Genomic DNA, 19,554 nt, shown 5'->3' on the forward strand with positions numbered 1-19,554 from the left:
CTGCAAAAAAGCGCAGGGCTTTGTGCGAAATTGACCTGTTATGCGCCGGACGGGCGGGGTAGGGTCGCCGCCAGAACGGGGAACCTGCATGACAACCATTCTTTCGATCAAGGATCTGCGCAAATCCTATGCCGACGGGTTTGAGGCGCTGAAAGGCGTTTCGCTGGATATTGAGCAGGGGGAAATCCTGGCGCTGCTGGGGCCCAATGGGGCCGGCAAGACGACGCTGATTTCCACCATCTGCGGCATCACCACGCCGACCTCGGGCACGGTTATGGTGGGCGGTCACGATACCCTGACCGATTTTCGCGCCGCGCGCCGGATGATCGGGCTGGTGCCGCAAGAAATCGCGTTGGAGCCGTTCGAGAAGGTCTGGAACACGGTCCGCCTGTCGCGCGGGTTATTCGGTTTGGGCCGCGACGATGCAAAGATCGAGGATATTCTTCGCAAACTGTCCCTGTGGGACAAACGCAAGAACGCGATCAAAGAGCTGTCCGGCGGTATGAAGCGCCGGGTGCTGATCGCCAAAGCGCTGTCGCATGAGCCGCGCGTGTTGTTTCTGGATGAACCCACTGCCGGTGTCGACGTCGAGCTGCGCAAGGATATGTGGGAGATCGTGGCTGAACTGAAGCAGGCCGGTGTCACCATCATTCTGACCACGCATTACATCGAAGAGGCCGAAGCTATTGCTGACCGCATCGGTGTCATCGACAAGGGCGAGCTGCTGCTGGTCCAGGACAAGAATACGCTGATGGCTCAGATGGGGAAAAAGCAGCTCGAGGTGATGCTGAGTGAGCCAATTCAAACCATCCCGGACAGTCTGGCAGAGCATAACCTGATGCTGAATGGCAATGGCGATGCGCTGGTCTATACCTATGATACCCATGCCGACCGGACCGGGATCACTACGCTGTTGAATGACGTGGCGCAGGCGGGGCTGGTGTTGCGCGATGTGCAGACCCGGCAATCGAGCCTTGAGGAAATCTTTGTCAATCTGGTGTCCGGAGAGCCCGCATGAACTGGTCTGCTATTGCCGCCATCTACCGGTTCGAAATGGCCCGGTTCTTTCGTACTCTGGCGCAGAGCTTTCTGTCGCCTGTCCTTTCAACTTCGCTGTATTTCGTGGTTTTTGGAACGGCCATCGGTAGCCGTATTCAGGAAGTTGAGGGCGTGTCCTACGGCGCGTTCATCGTGCCGGGGCTGATCATGCTGTCGGTGGTGATGCTGGCGATCTCCAACGCGTCCTTCGGAATTTATTTTCCGAAGTTTCTGGGTACGATATACGAGCTGCTCTCAGCACCCGTAGATTTTATCGAAATAGTGATCGGTTATGTCGGGGCGGCCGCAACCAAGGCGCTTTTCGTGGGGGTGGTCATTCTGGTCACAGCCTCATTCTTCGTGGATTTGCGCATCGAACACCCGTTTGCGATGGCGGCGTTTCTGATCCTGACCTGTCTCAGCTTTTCTTTGCTGGGGTTCATAATCGGCATCTGGGCCAGCAATTTCGAACAGATGTCGCTGGTGCCGCAGCTTGTCGTGACGCCGCTGATCTTTCTGGGTGGCACGTTTTATTCCATTTCGATGCTGCCGCCGCTATGGCAGACGGTCACCTTGTTCAACCCTGTTGTCTATCTGATTTCAGGATTTCGTTGGTCGTTTTACGGGCTGGCGGATGTGCCGATCGGGTTAAGCCTGCTGGCCATTCTGGCCTTTACCGGCCTGTGTCTTGGCATCATCGGTTGGATCTTTAAAACCGGTTGGCGCATCCGCAGCTAAGCCACCGAAAGGCGTTGCATTTTTGCCCACCAGCCCTGGGAAATGTGTTCACGTCCCGCTTATCGACAAATCGGTCCCTTGTTTACCGGTTGGGTGCACTCTACATCGGCACCCATGAAGCTCAGCCTGCCGTTTCTCAAAAAACAACCTTGTGTGGCCGTTGTGCGCCTGTCCGGTGCCATCGGAATGGCCGGCCGTGGGTCGATGTCCGACACCGCGCTGGCCCCCGTTCTTGAAAAAGCCTTTCGCAAAGGTAAACCCGCTGCCGTCGCGCTTGAGGTCAACTCGCCCGGCGGATCGCCGGTGCAAAGTTCACTGATTGGGGCACGTATCCGGCGCTTGTCTGATGAACTGAGCGTCCCCGTCATTGCATTTGTCGAAGATGTTGCGGCTTCGGGCGGCTATTGGTTGGCGGCAGCTGCGGACGAAATCTATGCCGATGACAGTTCGGTTCTGGGTTCGATCGGAGTGATCTCCTCGGGGTTCGGGGCGCATGTCCTGTTGCGTAAACAGGGTATCGAGCGCCGCGTGCACACCGCCGGAAAATCGAAGTCCATGCTCGACCCGTTTTCGCCCGAAAAGAAAGACGATGTCGCCCGGCTGGAAGTGCTGCTGGCCGACATTCACGAAAATTTCATCACTCATGTTAAAACCCGGCGCGGTGGCAAGCTGGATGAAAGTCAGGACCTGTTCACTGGGGAAATCTGGCTGGCACGGCGCGCGCAGGAACTGGGTCTGATAGACGGCATCGCTCATTTGAAGCCCAAGATGCAGGAACGCTTTGGCGAAAAGGTCAAGTTCCGCCGCTATGGCATACGCAAACCTCTATGGTCGCGCTTCGGGGCGTCGCTGGCACAGGATGCAATTGCCGGGCTTGAGGAGCGTGCCGCCTACGCGCGTTTCGGTTTGTGACGTGATTATCAAGATTGTCACCCTGTTTCTGATCGCCATGGGCGTGCTGGCGATGTTCGGAAAGCTGCGCTTTCCGGGGCAAAAGCGGTTGCAATCATCAAGATGCCCGCGTTGCGGACGGTTCAGGATCGGTAAGGGCCCCTGCGTCTGCGAAAAAGGAGGCCGTACATGACGGCATGGCTGTTATCCGGCCTTGGCTTGCTGATCCTGCTTTTGGCAGGTGACGCACTTGTACGTGGCGCAGTGAACCTGAGCCTGCGCATGGGCGTACCCGCGCTGATCGTAAGCCTGACGATTGTGGCCTTCGGCACATCCGCGCCCGAGCTGTTGATCGCAATCAGCGCGATCAAGGAAAACGCGCCGGGGATCGCGCTGGGCAACGTGGTCGGTTCGAATACGGCGAATATCCTGCTGGTTCTCGGTCTGCCTGCTTTGCTGGCCACGTTGCACACCAGCGAATGCGACAGCCGAAAGAACTATGTCTTCATGCTGCTGGCGTCAGTCTTGTTTATCGGGCTGGCCTTCTGTGGCGTGTTCAACATGTTCAGCGGGGCTATTCTACTGGGCGCGCTGGCGCTGGTTTTATGGAACGCGTTTCGCGAGGCCTACGCGCACCGTAAGGCGTGCGGCGAAGCCTGCGCCGACGATGATGAGTTGGACGGTCTGGAAGAGGCCGATCCCAACATGGCCTACTGGAAGATCTCGATCTATCTAGTGCTTGGCCTGATCGGCTTGCCAATGGGCGCGCATCTTTTGGTCGATAATGCGACTGTCATTGCCCGCACTTATGGTGTCAGCGAAACGGTGATCGGACTGACGCTGGTTGCAGTGGGGACGTCTCTGCCGGAACTGGCGACCACGATGATGGCCGCGATGCGGCGGCAGGCGGATGTGGCGCTGGGCAATGTGATCGGGTCGAACATGTTCAACCTGCTGGCCATTGTCGGGATTGCCACATTTGTTGGCCCCATACCTGTCGACCCGGAGTTCCTTGAATTTGATCTGTGGGTCATGCTGGGCGCATCGCTGTTGCTGATCCCGTTCGTGTTTTTCAAACGGGACATCACGCGAACCTGGGGCATTGTGTTGACTCTTCTATACGCGGTCTACGTCATCGCTTTGTTGGTGTGATTTGACAAAGAGGGACCATTCATGACCCGAGCCCTAGTGACCGGTGCCGGAATTCGACTTGGGCGGGCCATGGCGCTGCATCTGGCGCACCGTGGTTATGATGTAGCGGTGCACTATGCCACCTCTGAACAGCCCGCGCTGGACACCGTGGCCGAGGTGGAGGCGCTTGGGCGCAAGGCGGTTGCATTGCAGGCCGATCTACTGGACGAGGCGCAAGTCAGCGCTTTGTTGCCGCGCGCAGCCGAGGTGCTGGGCGGACCGATCACCTGTCTGGTCAACAACGCCTCGATCTTTGAATACGACAACATCCACACGACCACCCGGCAAAGCTGGGACCGTCACATGGACAGCAACCTGCGCGCGCCTTTCGTGCTGACGCAGGCGATGGCCGAACAGGGACTTGCACCCGATACGGACGATGCCGGAGAGCCCGTAGCCACCGGTTTGATCATTAACATGGTCGATATGAGGGTGCGCAAGCTGACGCCTGAGTTCATGTCCTACACCATCGCCAAGATGGGGCTGTGGGCGCTGACTCGCACCGCTGCACAGGCGCTGACACCCGCGATCCGCGTCAACGCCATCGGGCCGGGCCCTACCATGCAGGGCCATCGCCAAAGCGAGGATCACTTCAAAGCTCAGCGCGCCAACACGCTACTCGAACGGGGCGCGAATCCGTCGGATATCACCGCTGCGCTGGGCTATTTTCTGGACGCGCATGCGGTCACTGGACAGCTTTTATGCGTGGATGGCGGGCAGCATCTTGGCTGGCAGACACCGGATGTTCTGGGGGTAGAATAGGTAATTCTGCCGCAAGTTTTGCACCGCTCGCATTTGTGTTACCTGCCCGCTATAAAAATGTCTTTTTTTTCATACACTTGCCATGTGTACGAAATTCTTTCTTTCAAAAACAACATGTTAAATTACTGCCTATTTTTTGTGCAGATCAAGGATTTCTTAATAAAACAAGGGAATTTCACGGTGCCCGGAAACTTATCTTCATAGTTATCCACAGAAACCGTGGATTTGTTTTCTCTTGATCTGGGGGCTTCAAGATTGCAGCCATGGTCAGAGAATCATATCTCAGGCCCATGACCATCCAAGACGACCCGACATCGAACGCCCAACCCACCGGCTATGCCTGTATTCAGCGCTACGTAAAAACGCTGGACAGCTCGCCCGGTGTGTATCGGATGTTGGATGGCGACAGCCGCGTTTTGTACGTTGGCAAGGCGCGGAACCTGAAGGCGCGGGTGTCGAACTATGCCCGGCCCGGTCACTCCGGACGGATCGAGCGGATGATCGCGTCGACGGCTTCGATGATGTTTCTGACCACGCGGACCGAGACCGAAGCGCTGCTACTGGAACAGAACCTGATCAAGCAGCTCAAGCCCAAGTACAACGTGCTGCTCCGGGATGACAAAAGCTTCCCGAATATTCTGGTCGCCAAGGACCACGCCTTTCCCCAGATCAAGAAACATCGCGGTGCGAAGAAGGAAAAGGGTGCTTACTTCGGCCCCTTTGCCAATGCCGGGGCGGTGAACCGCACTTTGAACCAGCTGCAAAAGGCCTTCCTGCTGCGCAACTGTTCGGATTCCATGTTCGATAGCCGCACGCGGCCCTGCCTGCTGTATCAGATCAAGCGCTGTTCGGGGCCTTGTGTCGGGTTGATCTCGGAAGACGACTATCGCGAAAGCGTCAAGGATGCCGAACGTTTTCTGTCGGGCCGGTCCACCAAGGTGCAAGAAGAACTGGCCGAACAGATGATGGCCGCGTCCGAGGCGATGGAGTTCGAGCGTGCAGCCAGCCTGCGCGACCGTATTCGGGCGCTGACGCAGGTGCAGACCTCTCAGGGCATCAACCCGCGTGGCGTGGCCGAAGCGGATGTGATCGGCTTGTATATGGATAGCGGGCAGGCCTGCGTTCAGGTGTTTTTCATCCGGGCGAACCAGAACTGGGGGAACAAGGATTTCTATCCCCGTGTGGGGCTGGACGTGTCCCCGGCCGAGGCGATGGAGGCATTCCTTGGCCAGTTCTACGACAACAAGGAACCGCCCCGGCAGTTGATCCTGTCAGATGCCATCGAAAACGCCGATCTTATGCAAGAGGCGCTGACCGAGAAGGCCGGGCGCAAGGTGGAAATCCTGGTGCCTCAACGGGGCGAAAAGCAGGAACTGGTCGCCGGTGCTCTGCGCAATGCGCGTGAATCTCTGGCGCGACGCATGTCGGAAAGCGCCACGCAGGCCAAGCTGTTGCGTGGCGTGGCCGAGGCGTTTGATCTCGACACCCCACCGGGCCGGATCGAGGTTTATGACAACAGCCACATACAGGGCACCAATGCTGTGGGCGGCATGATTGTGGCTGGCCCCGAAGGCTTTATGAAAAATGCCTATCGCAAGTTCAACATTCGCGGCGATGATCTGACCCCAGGAGACGATTTCGGCATGATGAAAGAAGTCCTGACCCGCCGCTTTACCCGCCTGCAGAAGGAGGACCCGGATCGTGACAAGGGGCTATGGCCCGATCTGCTGTTGATCGACGGCGGTGCCGGACAGGTCAGCGCCGTGCATGAGATTATGCAAACCCACGGCGTCGAGGATATCCCGATGGTGGGTGTAGCCAAAGGTGTCGACCGGGATCATGGCAAGGAAGAATTCCATCGCATCGGCCAACGTCCCTTTGCCCTGAAACGCAACGACCCGGTGTTGTATTTCATTCAGCGTCTCAGGGACGAGGCGCACAGGTTCGCCATTGGCACTCATCGGGCCAAACGTGCCAAAGCCGTAGGGGCAACTCCGTTGGATGAAATCCCCGGTGTGGGTGCCGCACGCAAACGCGCCTTGCTGTCCCATTTCGGCAGTGCCAAGGCGGTCAGCCGGGCCAACTTGGCCGATCTCAAGGCGGTGGACGGTATCTCAGCCGGGTTGGCGCAGAAGGTTTATGACTTCTTCCACGACAAGGGCTAAACCTGCCGCCCGCGCCACAGGATGTAGAGCCCCGAGGCCACGATCAGCCCGCTGCCGATCCACATGGTCTGATTCAGCCTTTCGCCAAACATCATCACGCCCAGGCCGACACCGAACAGCAGGCGGGAATAGCGGAACGGCGTGACGGCCGAAACCTCGCCCGTCCGCATCGCTTTCATCAGAGATGCGTAGGCGGCGGTTCCCATTAAAACAGCGCCGCTGACATGCAGGCTGGTGTGCAGGTCCAAAGGTGCGAGTGGCGCGCCTTCCCAGAACCGATAGGCCAGCCCGGCGACGATGATGCAGAGAAAGCCGTAAAACCCCAACACCTCGGTTCCCAGTGTGGCCGGTGCGGCCCGGCTGGCCAGATCGCGCCCGGCAAAACCCAGCATCCCCAGCACGGCCAAAATGGATAGGGCCGAGAAACTGTCCCCGGTTGGTTGGATGATCACCACCACGCCAATCAGGCCAATCAGGATGGCGCTCCACCGTCGCCAGCCGACAGTTTCGCCAAAGAACAAAGCCGCACCGGCGACCACGACAAGCGGCGTTGCCTGCAGGATCACCGTGGCCGCCGACAAAGGGGTCAGAGTGATCGCCAGCACATAGAACAACCGCCCGAGGATTTCGAACAGGACCCGCACTTTCATTGGGCGCGACAGCACATCGGGGTGAAACAACCGTGTTCCGCGCACTATCGCGACAATCGCAAAGACCACAGTTCCGCCCGCGCCGAACAACAACAGAATCTGCCATATGGGTAACGTGGCCGAGGCCCCCTTAAGCAGCGCGTCCTCTAACGCGAACAGCGCCATGGCCGAGATCATCCAGGCGCTGCCGATCAGATTTGATCGGGGATCGGTTTGAATATGTGTTGTCATTGCTCTGCCACGTAGAAACTGCGCCAAACTGACCGTAAAGGGTTCGCGCGCCAAGGGGGTATCTGGCTGAGAGTTCCAGCTTGCGACCCTTTGACCAACTGTGCCACAACTGCCTGTGATCGGGTCCGTTTTTTGCGGTGCTGCCTTTTATGTCTGCAACCGGCGATGTAATGTCCGGATCATGAAGTGGAACCTGCCTAATATCCTGACCGTGCTACGCCTTATTGCAGCCCCCGGTCTGGCCGTGATGTTTTTGTATTTTACTCGCCCTTATGCGGATTGGTTCGCACTGATCCTGTTTTTATCTGCGGCGATCACCGACTGGTTTGACGGCTATCTGGCGCGCGCGTGGAAACAGGAAACCAAGATCGGCGCGATGCTGGACCCCATAGCCGACAAGGCGATGGTGGTGATCGCGTTGATGATTTTGGTTGGATATTCCGCCGAACACTGGACGCCATGGTTGGTGCTACCTGCCACTGTGATCCTGTTTCGCGAGGTGTTCGTCTCGGGCCTGCGCGAATATCTGGGTGACACGGCCGGAACGCTTAAGGTGACGAAGCTGGCGAAATGGAAGACCACGGCGCAGATGGTGGCGATTGCCGTTCTGTTTTCCCAAGGTATCTTTGAGCATAACTTCGTGATGGGCTCTTTCGGTATGAGCCCGGAATTGATTGATCAGGCTCTGACCGGGCAGATCGAGGATGTGAACAACCTGCGCTGGCATCTGGAAGGGATGTTCTGGTCGGGCCGCGTTGGGCTATGGCTGTTGTGGATTGCCGCGACGCTGACATTGATCACCGGCTATGACTACCTACGTAAAGCCATGCCCCATCTGAAGGAGAGCTAAGCGATGGACGTGCTGTATTTCGCCTGGGTGCGCGAACGTATCGGTCTGCCGAAAGAGCGGGTCGAGACCGAGGCCGCGACGGTTTCCGATCTGGTTGCCGAGCTTAGCGCGCGCGAGGACCGCTATGCTGCGGCCTTTGCCGACCTCTCCGCGCTGCGGGTTGCGCTGGATCAGGAACTGTCGGACTTTGACGCCTCGCTGGCCGGCGTGCGCGAGGTGGCTTTTTTCCCGCCCATGACTGGCGGCTAAGATGCGTATCGCGGTTCAGGAAGAAGAGTTCGATCTGGGGGCTGAGGCCAACGCCTTTGCCGCTGGCGACGATGCCAACGGAGCGATTGTGACCTTCACTGGCGTCGTGCGCGATCTCGCCTCGGGCGATCTGGATGTGATGGAGATCGAACACTATCCCGGCATGACCGAGCGCGCCCTGACCAAGATCGCCGAAGAAGCGCGGCAACGCTGGTCTTTGGGCGACGTGCTGGTGATCCATCGCCACGGTCGGCTGGCCCCGGGGGACCGGATTATGATGGTCGCCACGGCTGCGCCCCATCGCAAGGATGCGTTTGAAGCGGCGGAATACCTGATGGATTATCTGAAGTCCCGCGCACCGTTCTGGAAGAAGGAGATCACCTCGGGCGGTGCCGAATGGGTGGCCGCGAAGGACGAGGATGAAGACGCGCTGACCCGCTGGTGACACTGCCCTTCGCACACAATACGAACCCTTGCGTCAATTCAAAAGCTTGCCAAGCTCCTCGCCGGGGATCGCATCGGTCGAATAGCTGAACGTGCCTTTCGATTTCACTTCGTCAGCCGCCCGCTTCAATGCGCCAAACGCGGCGCGTGCAAATGACCCGCCGACGCTGATCCGTCGAACGCCTGCGTCGGAAAGCTCGGATACGGAATAGACAGGACCGCTGAGTCCCATCACCACATTCACCGGTTTGTCGACTTCGCGGCACACGGTTCTGATCGCGTCCAGGTCCGGCAGACCAGGCGCGTACAACACAGCAGCGCCCGCTTCGGAAAACATTTGCAACCGTTTGATCGTATCGCCCAGATCCGCGCGGCCCCAAAGGTAGTTTTCTGCCCGTGCGGTCAACAGGAATGGCAAATCTGCAGCGGTATCCGCTGCCGCCCGAATGCGGTCAACTGCTTGGCTAAGGTCATAGATCGGGGCATCGGGGTTGCCTGTCGCGTCTTCTATTGACCCGCCCACCAGACCGATTTCCGCCGCCATGCGAATGGTTTCGGCGCAGGTTTCGGGCTCATCCCCAAAGCCTGCCTCAAGGTCGGCGGAAACGGGAAGGGGAACCGCTTTGACGATATCAGCGGCATTTTCCAGCAGCTCATCCCTGCTCAGGTCGTCGAAAGAGTCACGTTTGCCCTTTGTGAACGCATAACCGGCGCTGGTTGTGGCTAATGCCTCGAAGCCCAAATTGGACAGCAACCGGGCCGAACCTGCATCCCAGGGGTTGGGCACAACAAAAGCTTCAGACCTAAAGTGCAGGTCTCTGAATTGTTCAAATTTGACTGTTTGGTTTGACATGGTTCGCCCTCATGTTTGGACGACCCTACAGCAATGAAACCGGAATAAGAGCGAAATATTCGGTTCCTCAATCCGCGTTGTTGATCCGCCCACGCAGTTCTTCGGCTTCTTGCCGGGCGGCGCGCAGGCCGTCCATGGCGGCGGCCAGTTCGGCCTCGGCCTGAGTCAGCTGATTGGTTAGCTCGGCCTCGCGCTGTTGCAGGTAGGTGATTGCCTGATCGCGGGTTTCCTCGGCCTCGTGCAGCTCCTGACTCATGCGGTCCAGATCGGCCACGTCGCTTTGGCGCACGCGTGACAGGCGATGGGCCAGCCAGTTGGCGAACCAGCCCATGCAGAAGGCCGAGAACAGGATGATGGCGGTGGCGATGATGAATTCGATTCGGTTCAACTTACTGGTCCCCTGCATCCGCGTCTGCGGCGGTATTGTCCGTCTGTTCGGCCTCGATCGCTTCGGCCTCGATGGCGTCCAGTCCGGTTTCCGAGTTCTCAACCGGTTCGGGCCGGATCAGGCGGAACTCGATGCGTCGATTCTCTTCGCGGCCTTCTTCGGTATCGTTGTCGGCGATGGGTTGCGTTTCCCCGTAGCCCACAGCGGAAAAGCTGGCGGTGGGCACCCGGCGCGCGCGCAACTCGTTCAAAATAGACTGCGCTCGAGACTGGCTGAGCTGCTGGTTCATCTCTTCCCGGCCCTGACTGTCGGTATGGCCCTGAATCTCAAGCCGGATCGGGCCGCATTCCCGTAGGATGTCGGCGATCCGGTTCACCGTATCGCGTGAATCGCTGGCGACAGTGGCCGAGCCCGGTTCAAACGCGATCTTGGTGTCGGCCTGAACTTCGGCGATACGAGCCTCGCATTCTTCGGGGTCGGGCAGTTTGTCGACGGGTTCGGGCGGTTCCTGATAGGTGATCGATAGGGTGAATTCCTGCGCATCGCCCAGTTTATCGGACAGCAGACCGGCGATCTGCGCTTTTGTGTCGGGGTCATGGCTGACTCCGTTCAGCACGAGGTCATCCGGCGTAACCGTCAGAGCGCCGTTATGCAGCTGTGCCAGCGCCTCAAGCCCGGTCAGAATACGTACGGGCCAGCCCGTCGGCAGTCTTTCAGGCGCAATACGGGTGGCGGTGTGGACCTGTTCGGACCCAAAGGCGGCCCGGGCATAGCTGTCGACCATGTCGCGCTGGGTATCGTCGCCCAGACGCCCGCGCATCTGCACCAACCCTTCGGGGCTGCGCGTGGCGGTGAACTCGGGGGGGCCGGATTCGGCGTCGGTTTCCGGGGGAGGCAGGATCGCGTGCAGGGCAAAGACCGGGGGCAGGGCATTCTCAAGCTCGCCCACCACGCGATCAAAAGTTCCGGCATCAATGCCCCGTGCCGCAGCAAGTGTGATATCTGCGTCCGACATGGTTACCGATCCGCCACCTAATTCGGCCAGTGCCCGAATGCTCAGTGTCGCGGCGTCAGGCCAGCGTGGGGAGGGAACGCCCAGCCCGATGGTGCAGTTGTAGGCGGCACCCATCCCGGCCTCTTTCGCCGCGGCGATAATGGCATCGCGGGCTTTTTCGTCTTGCGCCGAACAGGCATCGAATTGGCTACCAGTTTCGTCGATTAAAAACCGCAGGGTAAAAGGCGTGATCACCGGGCGCGGGGCCGAGATCGACAACCCAATCCGCAGGCTGGGCGGTGCGGCGCGGGTAAGGTTTTGTTCCAACCGTTCCTTTTCCTGCTGGCTGTCGGCAATCGCGGTGATTTTGACCAGACCCGGGCTGGCCGATATCTTGGCACGGGGCAGGCGGGTCAGCGACTCGAGGGCGTAGGAGATTGCGTCGTCCCAACCTTTGGGTTTTGGATAGTCGGCGGTTTCCATCAGGTCCGAAACCTGGTTGCCATTGCCCAGATCGCGCAACCGATCCACCAGTGCATCGCGATCCTGGCTGGCCGGGATCAGGCCGATTACAGAAATCCCGCTGTCGTTGCGCAAAATCTCCGCGGAAAACCGGGGTGCGGCCAATTGCGAGGTCGGGGCCACATTCATCTCGTCGATCACGCGCGAGGTGTCGACCTCGGTGCCTGCTGCGGTCAAAGCATTAAAGCGGGTGGCTTCGTCCGTGGCAGTACCCGTTAGCACGACGCGCAAACCGTCCGAATGCACCTCGGCCCAGTCGTGCCCTTTCAGGTCCAGCGCCCGGCGCACGGCAAATTCGGAGGATTCTTCGACCTTGGTCACCGCAAAGCTGGCGGCCCACAGGCATAGGCCAGCCGACACGAGAAAGATAAAGGCAACGGCAAAGAAATAGGGCAAACGCATGTGCGGTTTATCGACTCCTCAGGCGAATGTGCGAACTCTTACCTAGCCCTGCGCCAAGGTGCAATCAGAGCAACAGCGCGACGCAGAGGAAGATCAGCGGAATAAGGCCGGTGTCCCGATTGGCGCGGAACAGTTGCAGTAACTTCGCGTTGTCCTCAAGATCCAGCCCGCGCAATTGCCAAGCCATGTGCCAGCCCATCGCCCACGGCCCGGCCAAGGCCACGACCATAGCCATGACCGAGGCTTGTGCCAGCGCTCCGTCGATAATGGCCAGTCCCATCAGGAACACTGTGGCCACGAGGAAGTATTTCAGCCAGCGACCTGTATCGGTGCCAAACAGCCGGGCGGTGGATTTGATGCCGATCAGCTCATCATCCTCGGTATCCTGATGGGCATAGATTGTGTCGTAGAACAGCGTCCAAGCGATACCTGCCGCGTATAGTATGATCGCGGGCAGGCCGACTGTGCCTGTATGCGCGGCCCAGGTCAGCAGGATACCCCAGTTGAAGGCCAGTCCCAGGAACACCTGCGGCCACCATGTGAACCGTTTGGCAAAGGGGTAGATCGTCACCGGCAGCAGCGACAGCACGCCCATGGCGATGGCGGCTTGGTTGAAGGTCAGCAGAATCCCCAGCGCCAGCAGGCATTGCAGGCCCATCCAGATCACCGCCTGCCGCACGCTGACCTGACCGGATGGAATCGGGCGTGACCGTGTGCGTTCCACCTGCCCGTCAAACTCGCGGTCGGTGATGTCGTTCCAGGTGCAACCTGCGCCGCGCATCAGGAATGCGCCAAGAGCACAGCCGATGGCGATCCACAGATCCTCCCACCGGGGATTGCCGTCGCTGAGGATCGCCAGCGCAAGCCCCCACCAGCACGGAATCAGCAGCAGCCACGTGCCAATGGGCCGGTCCGCGCGGCTGAGGCGCAGATAGGGGCGGGTAAAAGCAGGCGCATGGGTGTCGACCCAGTTGCCGGATACGGCATCGGCGACCTGACCGTCTGGTGTTGGGGCGTTGCCTTGCATATGTAAGGCCTCATGAGTGCAAAGATCAGACTGTATGTAGAGCACCCTCTGGGTCAGGGGCAATCGGTAGATTTGACGCGCGAGCAGGCGCATTACCTGTTCAGTGTCATGCGTCTGGCCGTGGGCGGCCATGTGGCCCTGTTCAATGGCCAGGACGGAGAGTGGCTGGCCGAAGTCGCCGAGGCAGGCAAGCGCGGAGGCGTTCTGCGCTGTATCGAACAAACCAAGCCGCTGCAATTGCCACCCGATCTGTGGTTCCTGTTTGCGCCGATCAAAAAGGCGCGCACCGATTTTATCGTTGAAAAGGCGGCGGAAATGGGCGCGGCGCGCATCCTGCCTGTGCAGACCGAGTTCACAAATTCCGAACGCATCCGGCAGGACCGCCTGCAAGCCCACGCGGTTGAGGCTGCCGAGCAATGCGGCGGTACCTTCGTGCCCAAGGTCGCCGATCTGCAGCGGTTGAGCCGTATTCTGGACGCATGGCCGGATGGTCGCCAGCTGATGTTTTGCAACGAGGCCGAGGTGGGCTCTGCCCTGCGTCTGGCAGCAAACGACAAGGGGCAACCTTGGGCCATACTCATCGGCCCCGAGGGTGGTTTTTCGGACCGTGAGCGCGCGCATCTTGTTGGCCTGCCCTTTGCCCATGTGGTAAGTCTGGGCCCTCGTATCCTGCGCGCTGACACGGCGGCTGTCGCGGCGCTGACCATGTGGCAGCAGGCACTGGGGGATTGGTCGTGACATGGCAATTGGCGCAAACCGCTGATGTGTCAAAGATCGACTCATTTCTGTCCCGGCATATTCAGACCTCGATGTTTCCGCTGGCCAATCTGAGGGATTATGGTTTGTGCGGGCCTCGCCCGCGTGCCGTGAATTTCTGGGTTCTGGGGAATGAACCACGGGCCGTGTTTGGCATCACCAACGAAGGCATGGTCCTGCCGCAATGCCCCGACTGTTCCGATCAAGAGCTTGCTGACGCGATTGCTCTGATCCGCGGCCGCAAGCTGTTCGGTCTGGCCGCCGAGGCGGTGCAGGCCCGCCGGATCATGCGGCTGGCCGGTTGGGAAGGCCGCCCCGCGACGCTGAACAGTGACGAGCCGGGTTTCTCGCTGGATCTGGAACAGCTTGTACTGCCGGATACCAAGGGCGCCGAACTTGTGCCCTTAGGCGAAGTTGACAGAGCGATCACCGAAGGGTGGCGCGAAAGCTATCTGATTGAGGCGATGGATTTCACTCCCGACCGGGCGCGAAAACAGGCGGGCGAGGATTGTCTGGCGTATACAGCCCGCGATTCACACCGAGTTCTGCTGATCGACGGACGGCCGGTGGCCATGACCGGATTCAACGCGCGTCTGCCCGAGATTGTACAAATCGGAGGCGTCTATACGCCGCCCAATCTGCGCGGTCGTGGCTATGCCCGCTTGGCGGTTGCACTGCATCTGCTTGAGGCGCGCAACGCCGGAGTGACCCGTTCAGTTCTGTTCGCGGCTTCCGATTCCGCCGCGCGTGCCTATATCGGAATCGGATTTCAACCGGCGGGGCAGTATTCACTGATCCTGTTCACAAACCCCGAGGACACGGCATGAGTTTCATCCGACCCGAAGCCAAACTGACCCTGTGGCGCTGGCGCGAAGTGTTGGTGGCCGGGGCTGTCCTGCTTGTGGGCCTCAGTTGGATCGGCGGCCCCGGCGGTTTGCTGGGCTGGCTGGGCTGGGTGCTGGTTCTGTTTTCAGTCGCGCTTGCAGTCATTGGCATTCAGCGCGCTCGCTTCCGTACCGGTGCAGGTGGTCCCGGTATTGTGACCATCGACGAAGGCCAGATCACCTATCTGGGTCCGCTGGATGGAGGTATGGTCGCCGCCCGCGAGATCGAGCGTTTGGCGCTGGACCCGACCTCGTCCCCCGCGCATTGGGTGCTGGAACAACCGGGTCAGCCGGTGCTTCACATTCCTGTGAATGCCGAAGGGGCTGAAGCACTGTTCGATGTCTTCTCGGCGCTGCCGGGGTTGAAAACCGAACAAATGCTGGCGGAACTGAACAGCGGCACGGCACATCAGGTGATCATCTGGGAGCGCACACCCTCGCGCCCGGCGCATCTCAGGCTGCATTGACACTGGCGCGGTTTCCGACCACGAAAGACCCAACGACAGACACATCAGGATCGGAGAACGGTTCATGTCCATCCCCCAGTCCGGCGGCGGACCGATTGAACGCCATGAGCAACTGGCCGAATATCTGGAATCGGGTTGCAAGCCCAAGCAGGATTGGCGCATCGGTACCGAACATGAAAAGTTCGGCTATTGCAAAGACACGCTGAAACCGCTGCCTTATGAGGGCGAGCGCTCGATCCTTGCCGTACTCAAAGGCCTGCGAGACCTGCACGCGTGGGAGCCGCTGGAAGAGAACGGCAAGCTTATCGGCCTGCAAAAAGACGGGGCGAACGTTTCGCTTGAACCCGGCGGACAGTTGGAGCTGTCCGGTGCGCCTTTGGAAACCATTCATGAAACTTGTGATGAGGTGAACGCCCACCTGCGCGACGTGAAAGATATCGCCGACAAGATCGGCGTTGGTTTCATCGGCCTTGGGGCCGCGCCAATCTGGACACATGATGAAATGCCGCTGATGCCCAAAGGGCGGTATCGGCTGATGAACGACTATATGGAGAAGGTCGGCACCATGGGCCGGTCGATGATGCGCCGGACCTGCACCGTGCAGGTCAATATCGACTTCGGGTCCGAGGCCGACATGGTGCAGAAACTGCGCGTCGCACTGGCGTTGCAGCCTGTGGCGACGGCTCTGTTTGCCAATTCTCCGTTCTTCGAAGGCAAGCCCAATGGCCAGAAAAGCTGGCGCAGCTATATCTGGCAGCATCTGGACAATGCACGCACCGGCATGCTGCCCTTTGTGTTCGAGGAAGGGTTCGGGTTCGAACGCTGGGTCCAATACGCGTTGGATGTACCAATGTATTTCGTCTATCGCGACGGTCAGTATGTCGACGCGCTGGGCCAGTCCTTCCGCGACTTCCTGCAAGGCAAACTGCCCGCGCTGCCGGGCGAAACGCCGACCCTGTCGGATTGGGCCGATCACCTGACCACCGCCTTCCCCGAGGCACGGATCAAGAAGTTCATGGAGATGCGCGGTGCCGATGGTGGCCCGTGGCGTCGCCTGTGTGCGCTGCCAGCGTTCTGGGTCGGTCTGACCTACGATCAGGGCGCGCTGGATGCGGCTTGGGATCTGGTCAAAGGCTGGGATGCCGAAACGCGTGAAGCACTGCGGATCGAGGCCGCTAAAGACGGGTTGCAGGCGCAGGTCGGCAACATCAACATGCACGATCTGGCGCGTGAGGTGGTCGCAATCTCTGAGGCCGGTCTGAAATCCCGCGCCTTCCCTGGCGCAGGCGGTCTGGTCCCGGATGAGACCCATTTCCTCAACGCGCTGAAGGACAGCATCGAAACCGGCAAGGTTCCGGCGGATGAGTTGCTGGATCACTACAATGGCGATTGGAATGGCGATCTGACACGGGTGTTCCCGGAATACAGCTATTGATCCGCGCCGTGCGGCTTGCATTCATCCGGATTGGCCGATAGCAGGTTCTGGACCAAATTCAGGGGCCGGTTTCGGAAAGCGTCATGGACGATCTTAAGTCAAAATATCTGGGGCAGATTGCCGAGGCAGGCGACGAAAACGCGCTTGAGGCGATCCGCGTCGCCGCTGTGGGCAAAAAAGGCGAGGTTGCGCTGAAGATGCGCGAGCTGGGCAAAATGACGCCCGAGGAACGCCAAGTCGCAGGCCCCGCGCTGAACGCCCTGAAGGACGAGATCAACTCGGCCCTGTCCGCCAAGAAATCCGCTTTGGCCGATGCCGCGCTGGATGAACGTCTGCGCACCGAATGGCTGGACGTTACTCTGCCGACCCGTGCGCGTCGTCAGGGCTCGATCCACCCGATCAGCCAGGCGACCGAAGAATTGACCGCGATCTTTGCTGAACTGGGCTTCTCGGTAGCCGAAGGGCCGCGGATCGAGGATGACTGGTATAACTTTGATGCCCTGAACATCCCTGGCCACCACCCCGCGCGGGCCGAGATGGACACGTTCTATATGCACCGTGCCGAGGGCGACAATCGCCCGCCGCATGTGCTGCGGACCCATACCTCTCCGGTGCAGATTCGGTCGATGGAGAAACAGGGCGCGCCCATCCGCGTCATCTGTCCGGGCGGCGTGTACCGCGCCGACTATGACCAGACCCACACGCCGATGTTCCATCAGGTCGAAGGGCTGGCCATCGACAAGGACATCTCGATGGCGAACCTGAAATGGGTTCTGGAAGAGTTCGTAAAGGCCTTCTTCGAGGTCGACGACGTCGAACTGCGCTTCCGCGCCTCGCACTTCCCCTTCACCGAGCCTTCGGCCGAGGTCGATATCCGCTGTTCCTGGGACAACGGCCAGCTGAAGATCGGCGAGGGCGACGACTGGATGGAGATTTTGGGCTCGGGCATGGTCCATCCCAAGGTGATCGCCGCCGGTGGGATTGATCCTGAGGTCTATCAGGGCTTTGCATTTGGAATCGGCATCGACCGTTTGGCGATGCTGAAATACGGGATTCCTGACTTGCGGGCGTTCTTTGATTCCGACCTGCGCTGGCTGCGCCACTATGGGTTTGCGGCGCTGGATATGCCGAACCTGCATGGTGGATTGTCTAGGTGAGGTTTTTCCAAAAGCTGTACCTACTCTTAGGGTCAGACAATTTGGACGTTGAAGCAAACCGAATTGGTTGGGAACGGGCTGAGAAGATTTTCTCGTCAGTATTTAGCCTAATACAGGCGGGAATTGTTCTAGGCTTGCTCAAAGCCGGCATGCATGAGTCGGCTTCAATCCTATTGTTTGCACTGTTGGCGGTATGTTGGGTTTCGACTGGTGTCTACATATTAAGAGGGGCGAATTACCTACTTGCACTGCTGTTCGAGCATCTTAAATCGCATGCAGATAAACCTTTGGCAAAAATTGGTTTTGTAGCGGTTACGACAAGTATTTCATTGGGTGTGCCTTACGTGGTTAGCGCGCTGACGTCAGACATAGTCCTAAAAGTTTTGAGTTGAGATTGTACCGCGCCATCGCCAGACCGCCCGCACGGGCTGGCGATTTGTTTCCGCAGGCACTCCGTTTGAACGCTACACGGACTTGGTCAGCATAAATTACCCAACATTGCCCGAGGATCGCCATCCCGCGGTCTGACGACAGCGCGGCTTGTTACAGGCTCGCACGGGGTTGTGACGTGACAGCGGGCGCAGGCTCGCTAGGGTTCGACGGATGATTTACCGACTGCTCTGCCTCTTCCTGCTGACCGCCTCTCCCGTATTCGCCATGGGGCCGTGGAACACCGAATGCCATGGCGACACCGCCTGTGATCTCGGGGATCGCTCGTATCACGTCCTTGAACCCGAGGGCTGGGATGGCGAAACGCCTCTGCCGGTGTTGCTGCATTTCCATGGCTGGGCGCGGCAGGGGAATGTGGTGGTGAACCACGAACGCATCGCCGGGGCCACAAAACTGCGCGGTGTGTTGCTGGTGGCCCCGAACGGGTTGGGCAAAAGCTGGGATTTTTGGGCGTCGGACACGGGCGACGTGCCCTTTGCTGATCGGGTGTTAGAGGACGTGGCCAGACGCTATCCGATTGACCCCGATCGCATCTATGTCTCGGGCTATTCCTTTGGCGGGGCAATGGCGTGGCGCTATGTCTGCCAGTCGGGCAATGACACGGCGGCGCTGTTGGCCGTTGCGGGTTCGATCCGTCAGACTGAAGACTGCCCCGAAGCGCCCCGCGAGGCGCGGCATGTGCATGGCCTGAGTGATACGGTGATGGATTTCCCCTATGGCGCGGATGGCGACACCACCTATCCGGTGGCGCTGTGGCGGCAGAAATATGGCTGCCACGACGGGGCCCCGCGCGGGGACTGGAGCGTGGTGCCGATCCTGACGCTCAGCCGGATGGAGTGGACCAATTGCGCGCAGGGGCAGGTGGTGCTGGACACGCATCCTGGCGGGCACTTCATCCCCCATGGCTGGATCGGGCGGCAGTTGGATGAATTGCTGGGCCGCACCCCAAGCTATCCCTGAACTATTTGACATCGCCGCCCGCTAACCCTCCTGTTAGGCGAAACGATCTG

At 59.5% G+C, this 19,554-nt stretch carries 21 protein-coding genes; 16 read left to right on the forward strand and 5 right to left on the reverse strand.

Features of this window, described 5'->3' with window-relative positions; all coding sequences use genetic code 11:
* Nucleotides 1-88 precede the first annotated feature (88 nt).
* The 6 genes from RUE5091_RS10150 (at nt 89) to uvrC (ending at nt 6,785) form a co-directional block, all read left to right on the forward strand.
* Nucleotides 89-1,018, forward strand: a complete 930-nt coding sequence (locus tag RUE5091_RS10150; protein ID WP_058281811.1) for an ABC transporter ATP-binding protein — start codon at nt 89-91, stop codon at nt 1,016-1,018.
* A complete protein-coding gene (locus RUE5091_RS10155) occupies nt 1,015-1,776 on the forward strand; it encodes an ABC transporter permease (protein ID WP_058281812.1) in 762 nt (253 codons plus the stop codon). Before RUE5091_RS10150 ends, RUE5091_RS10155 begins: the two co-directional genes overlap by 4 nt.
* A 114-nt stretch (nt 1,777-1,890) precedes the next feature.
* Nucleotides 1,891-2,688: a S49 family peptidase gene (locus RUE5091_RS10160; protein WP_058281813.1), complete on the forward strand. Its 798-nt coding sequence runs from the start codon at nt 1,891-1,893 to the stop codon at nt 2,686-2,688.
* A 168-nt stretch (nt 2,689-2,856) separates the two neighbouring features.
* Nucleotides 2,857-3,819, forward strand: coding sequence for a calcium/sodium antiporter (locus RUE5091_RS10170; protein ID WP_058281815.1), 963 nt, complete (start codon nt 2,857-2,859; stop codon nt 3,817-3,819).
* A gap of 21 nt (nt 3,820-3,840) precedes the next feature.
* Entirely contained in the window at nt 3,841-4,620 is a 780-nt protein-coding gene (locus RUE5091_RS10175; protein WP_058281816.1) for an SDR family oxidoreductase, read from the forward strand.
* A 290-nt stretch (nt 4,621-4,910) separates the two neighbouring features.
* Nucleotides 4,911-6,785, forward strand: a complete 1,875-nt coding sequence (gene uvrC, locus RUE5091_RS10180; RefSeq protein ID WP_058281817.1) for an excinuclease ABC subunit UvrC — start codon at nt 4,911-4,913, stop codon at nt 6,783-6,785.
* Here uvrC and RUE5091_RS10185 read toward each other — a convergent pair.
* The gene (locus RUE5091_RS10185; protein WP_058281818.1) at nt 6,782-7,666 is read right to left on the reverse strand and encodes a DMT family transporter; all 885 of its coding nucleotides are present in this window, start codon (nt 7,664-7,666) and stop codon (nt 6,782-6,784) included. The genes uvrC and RUE5091_RS10185 overlap by 4 nt on opposite strands.
* Before the next feature lie 181 nt (nt 7,667-7,847).
* On the opposite strand from RUE5091_RS10185, the gene pgsA reads away from it, so the two are divergent.
* The 3 genes from pgsA to RUE5091_RS10200 are packed head-to-tail and all read left to right on the forward strand — an operon-like array spanning nt 7,848 to nt 9,210.
* Nucleotides 7,848-8,516 (forward strand): CDP-diacylglycerol--glycerol-3-phosphate 3-phosphatidyltransferase, encoded by a 669-nt coding sequence (gene pgsA, locus RUE5091_RS10190; RefSeq protein WP_058281819.1) that lies wholly within the window; start codon nt 7,848-7,850, stop codon nt 8,514-8,516.
* A 3-nt stretch (nt 8,517-8,519) separates the two neighbouring features.
* Entirely contained in the window at nt 8,520-8,765 is a 246-nt protein-coding gene (gene moaD / locus RUE5091_RS10195; protein ID WP_058281820.1) for a molybdopterin converting factor subunit 1, read from the forward strand.
* A gap of 1 nt (nt 8,766) precedes the next feature.
* Nucleotides 8,767-9,210 (forward strand): molybdenum cofactor biosynthesis protein MoaE, encoded by a 444-nt coding sequence (locus tag RUE5091_RS10200; protein ID WP_058281821.1) that lies wholly within the window; start codon nt 8,767-8,769, stop codon nt 9,208-9,210.
* Nucleotides 9,211-9,243: 33 nt separating this feature from the next.
* On the opposite strand, the gene RUE5091_RS10205 is transcribed toward RUE5091_RS10200, so the two are convergent.
* The 4 genes from RUE5091_RS10205 to ubiA form a co-directional block, all read right to left on the reverse strand.
* Nucleotides 9,244-10,062 (reverse strand): isocitrate lyase/PEP mutase family protein, encoded by an 819-nt coding sequence (locus RUE5091_RS10205; RefSeq protein WP_058281822.1) that lies wholly within the window; start codon nt 10,060-10,062, stop codon nt 9,244-9,246.
* A gap of 67 nt (nt 10,063-10,129) precedes the next feature.
* The gene (locus RUE5091_RS10210) at nt 10,130-10,450 is read right to left on the reverse strand and encodes a hypothetical protein (RefSeq protein WP_058281823.1); all 321 of its coding nucleotides are present in this window, start codon (nt 10,448-10,450) and stop codon (nt 10,130-10,132) included.
* Nucleotide 10,451: 1 nt separating this feature from the next.
* Complete coding sequence (locus RUE5091_RS10215) at nt 10,452-12,368, reverse strand: OmpA family protein (RefSeq protein WP_058281824.1); 1,917 nt, start codon at nt 12,366-12,368, stop codon at nt 10,452-10,454.
* Between the two features lie 64 nt (nt 12,369-12,432).
* The gene (gene ubiA, locus RUE5091_RS10220; RefSeq protein ID WP_058281825.1) at nt 12,433-13,395 is read right to left on the reverse strand and encodes a 4-hydroxybenzoate octaprenyltransferase; all 963 of its coding nucleotides are present in this window, start codon (nt 13,393-13,395) and stop codon (nt 12,433-12,435) included.
* A 12-nt stretch (nt 13,396-13,407) separates the two neighbouring features.
* Here ubiA and RUE5091_RS10225 point away from each other — a divergent pair, with 12 nt between their 5' ends.
* From RUE5091_RS10225 to RUE5091_RS10255, 7 genes are all read left to right on the forward strand, one after another.
* On the forward strand, nt 13,408-14,133 hold the full coding sequence (locus RUE5091_RS10225; RefSeq protein WP_058281826.1) for a 16S rRNA (uracil(1498)-N(3))-methyltransferase: 726 nt from the start codon (nt 13,408-13,410) through the stop codon (nt 14,131-14,133).
* On the forward strand, nt 14,130-14,978 hold the full coding sequence (locus RUE5091_RS10230; protein WP_058281827.1) for a GNAT family N-acetyltransferase: 849 nt from the start codon (nt 14,130-14,132) through the stop codon (nt 14,976-14,978). The genes RUE5091_RS10225 and RUE5091_RS10230 overlap by 4 nt, the downstream gene beginning before the upstream one ends.
* Nucleotides 14,975-15,502: a hypothetical protein gene (locus RUE5091_RS10235; RefSeq protein WP_058281828.1), complete on the forward strand. Its 528-nt coding sequence runs from the start codon at nt 14,975-14,977 to the stop codon at nt 15,500-15,502. The genes RUE5091_RS10230 and RUE5091_RS10235 overlap by 4 nt, the downstream gene beginning before the upstream one ends.
* A 64-nt stretch (nt 15,503-15,566) precedes the next feature.
* Nucleotides 15,567-16,937 carry a glutamate--cysteine ligase gene (locus tag RUE5091_RS10240; protein WP_058281829.1) on the forward strand — a complete coding sequence of 457 codons (1,371 nt, stop codon included), beginning with the start codon at nt 15,567-15,569 and terminating at the stop codon, nt 16,935-16,937.
* An 83-nt stretch (nt 16,938-17,020) separates the two neighbouring features.
* Complete coding sequence (gene pheS, locus RUE5091_RS10245) at nt 17,021-18,094, forward strand: phenylalanine--tRNA ligase subunit alpha (RefSeq protein WP_058281830.1); 1,074 nt, start codon at nt 17,021-17,023, stop codon at nt 18,092-18,094.
* A gap of 41 nt (nt 18,095-18,135) precedes the next feature.
* The gene (locus tag RUE5091_RS10250) at nt 18,136-18,486 is read left to right on the forward strand and encodes a hypothetical protein (RefSeq protein ID WP_131726298.1); all 351 of its coding nucleotides are present in this window, start codon (nt 18,136-18,138) and stop codon (nt 18,484-18,486) included.
* 211 nt (nt 18,487-18,697) lie between these two features.
* Nucleotides 18,698-19,504, forward strand: coding sequence for a CE1 family esterase (locus RUE5091_RS10255; protein WP_058281832.1), 807 nt, complete (start codon nt 18,698-18,700; stop codon nt 19,502-19,504).
* Nucleotides 19,505-19,554 lie beyond the last annotated feature (50 nt).

Source organism: Ruegeria denitrificans (assembly GCF_001458295.1).
Classification (GTDB): domain Bacteria; phylum Pseudomonadota; class Alphaproteobacteria; order Rhodobacterales; family Rhodobacteraceae; genus Ruegeria; species Ruegeria denitrificans.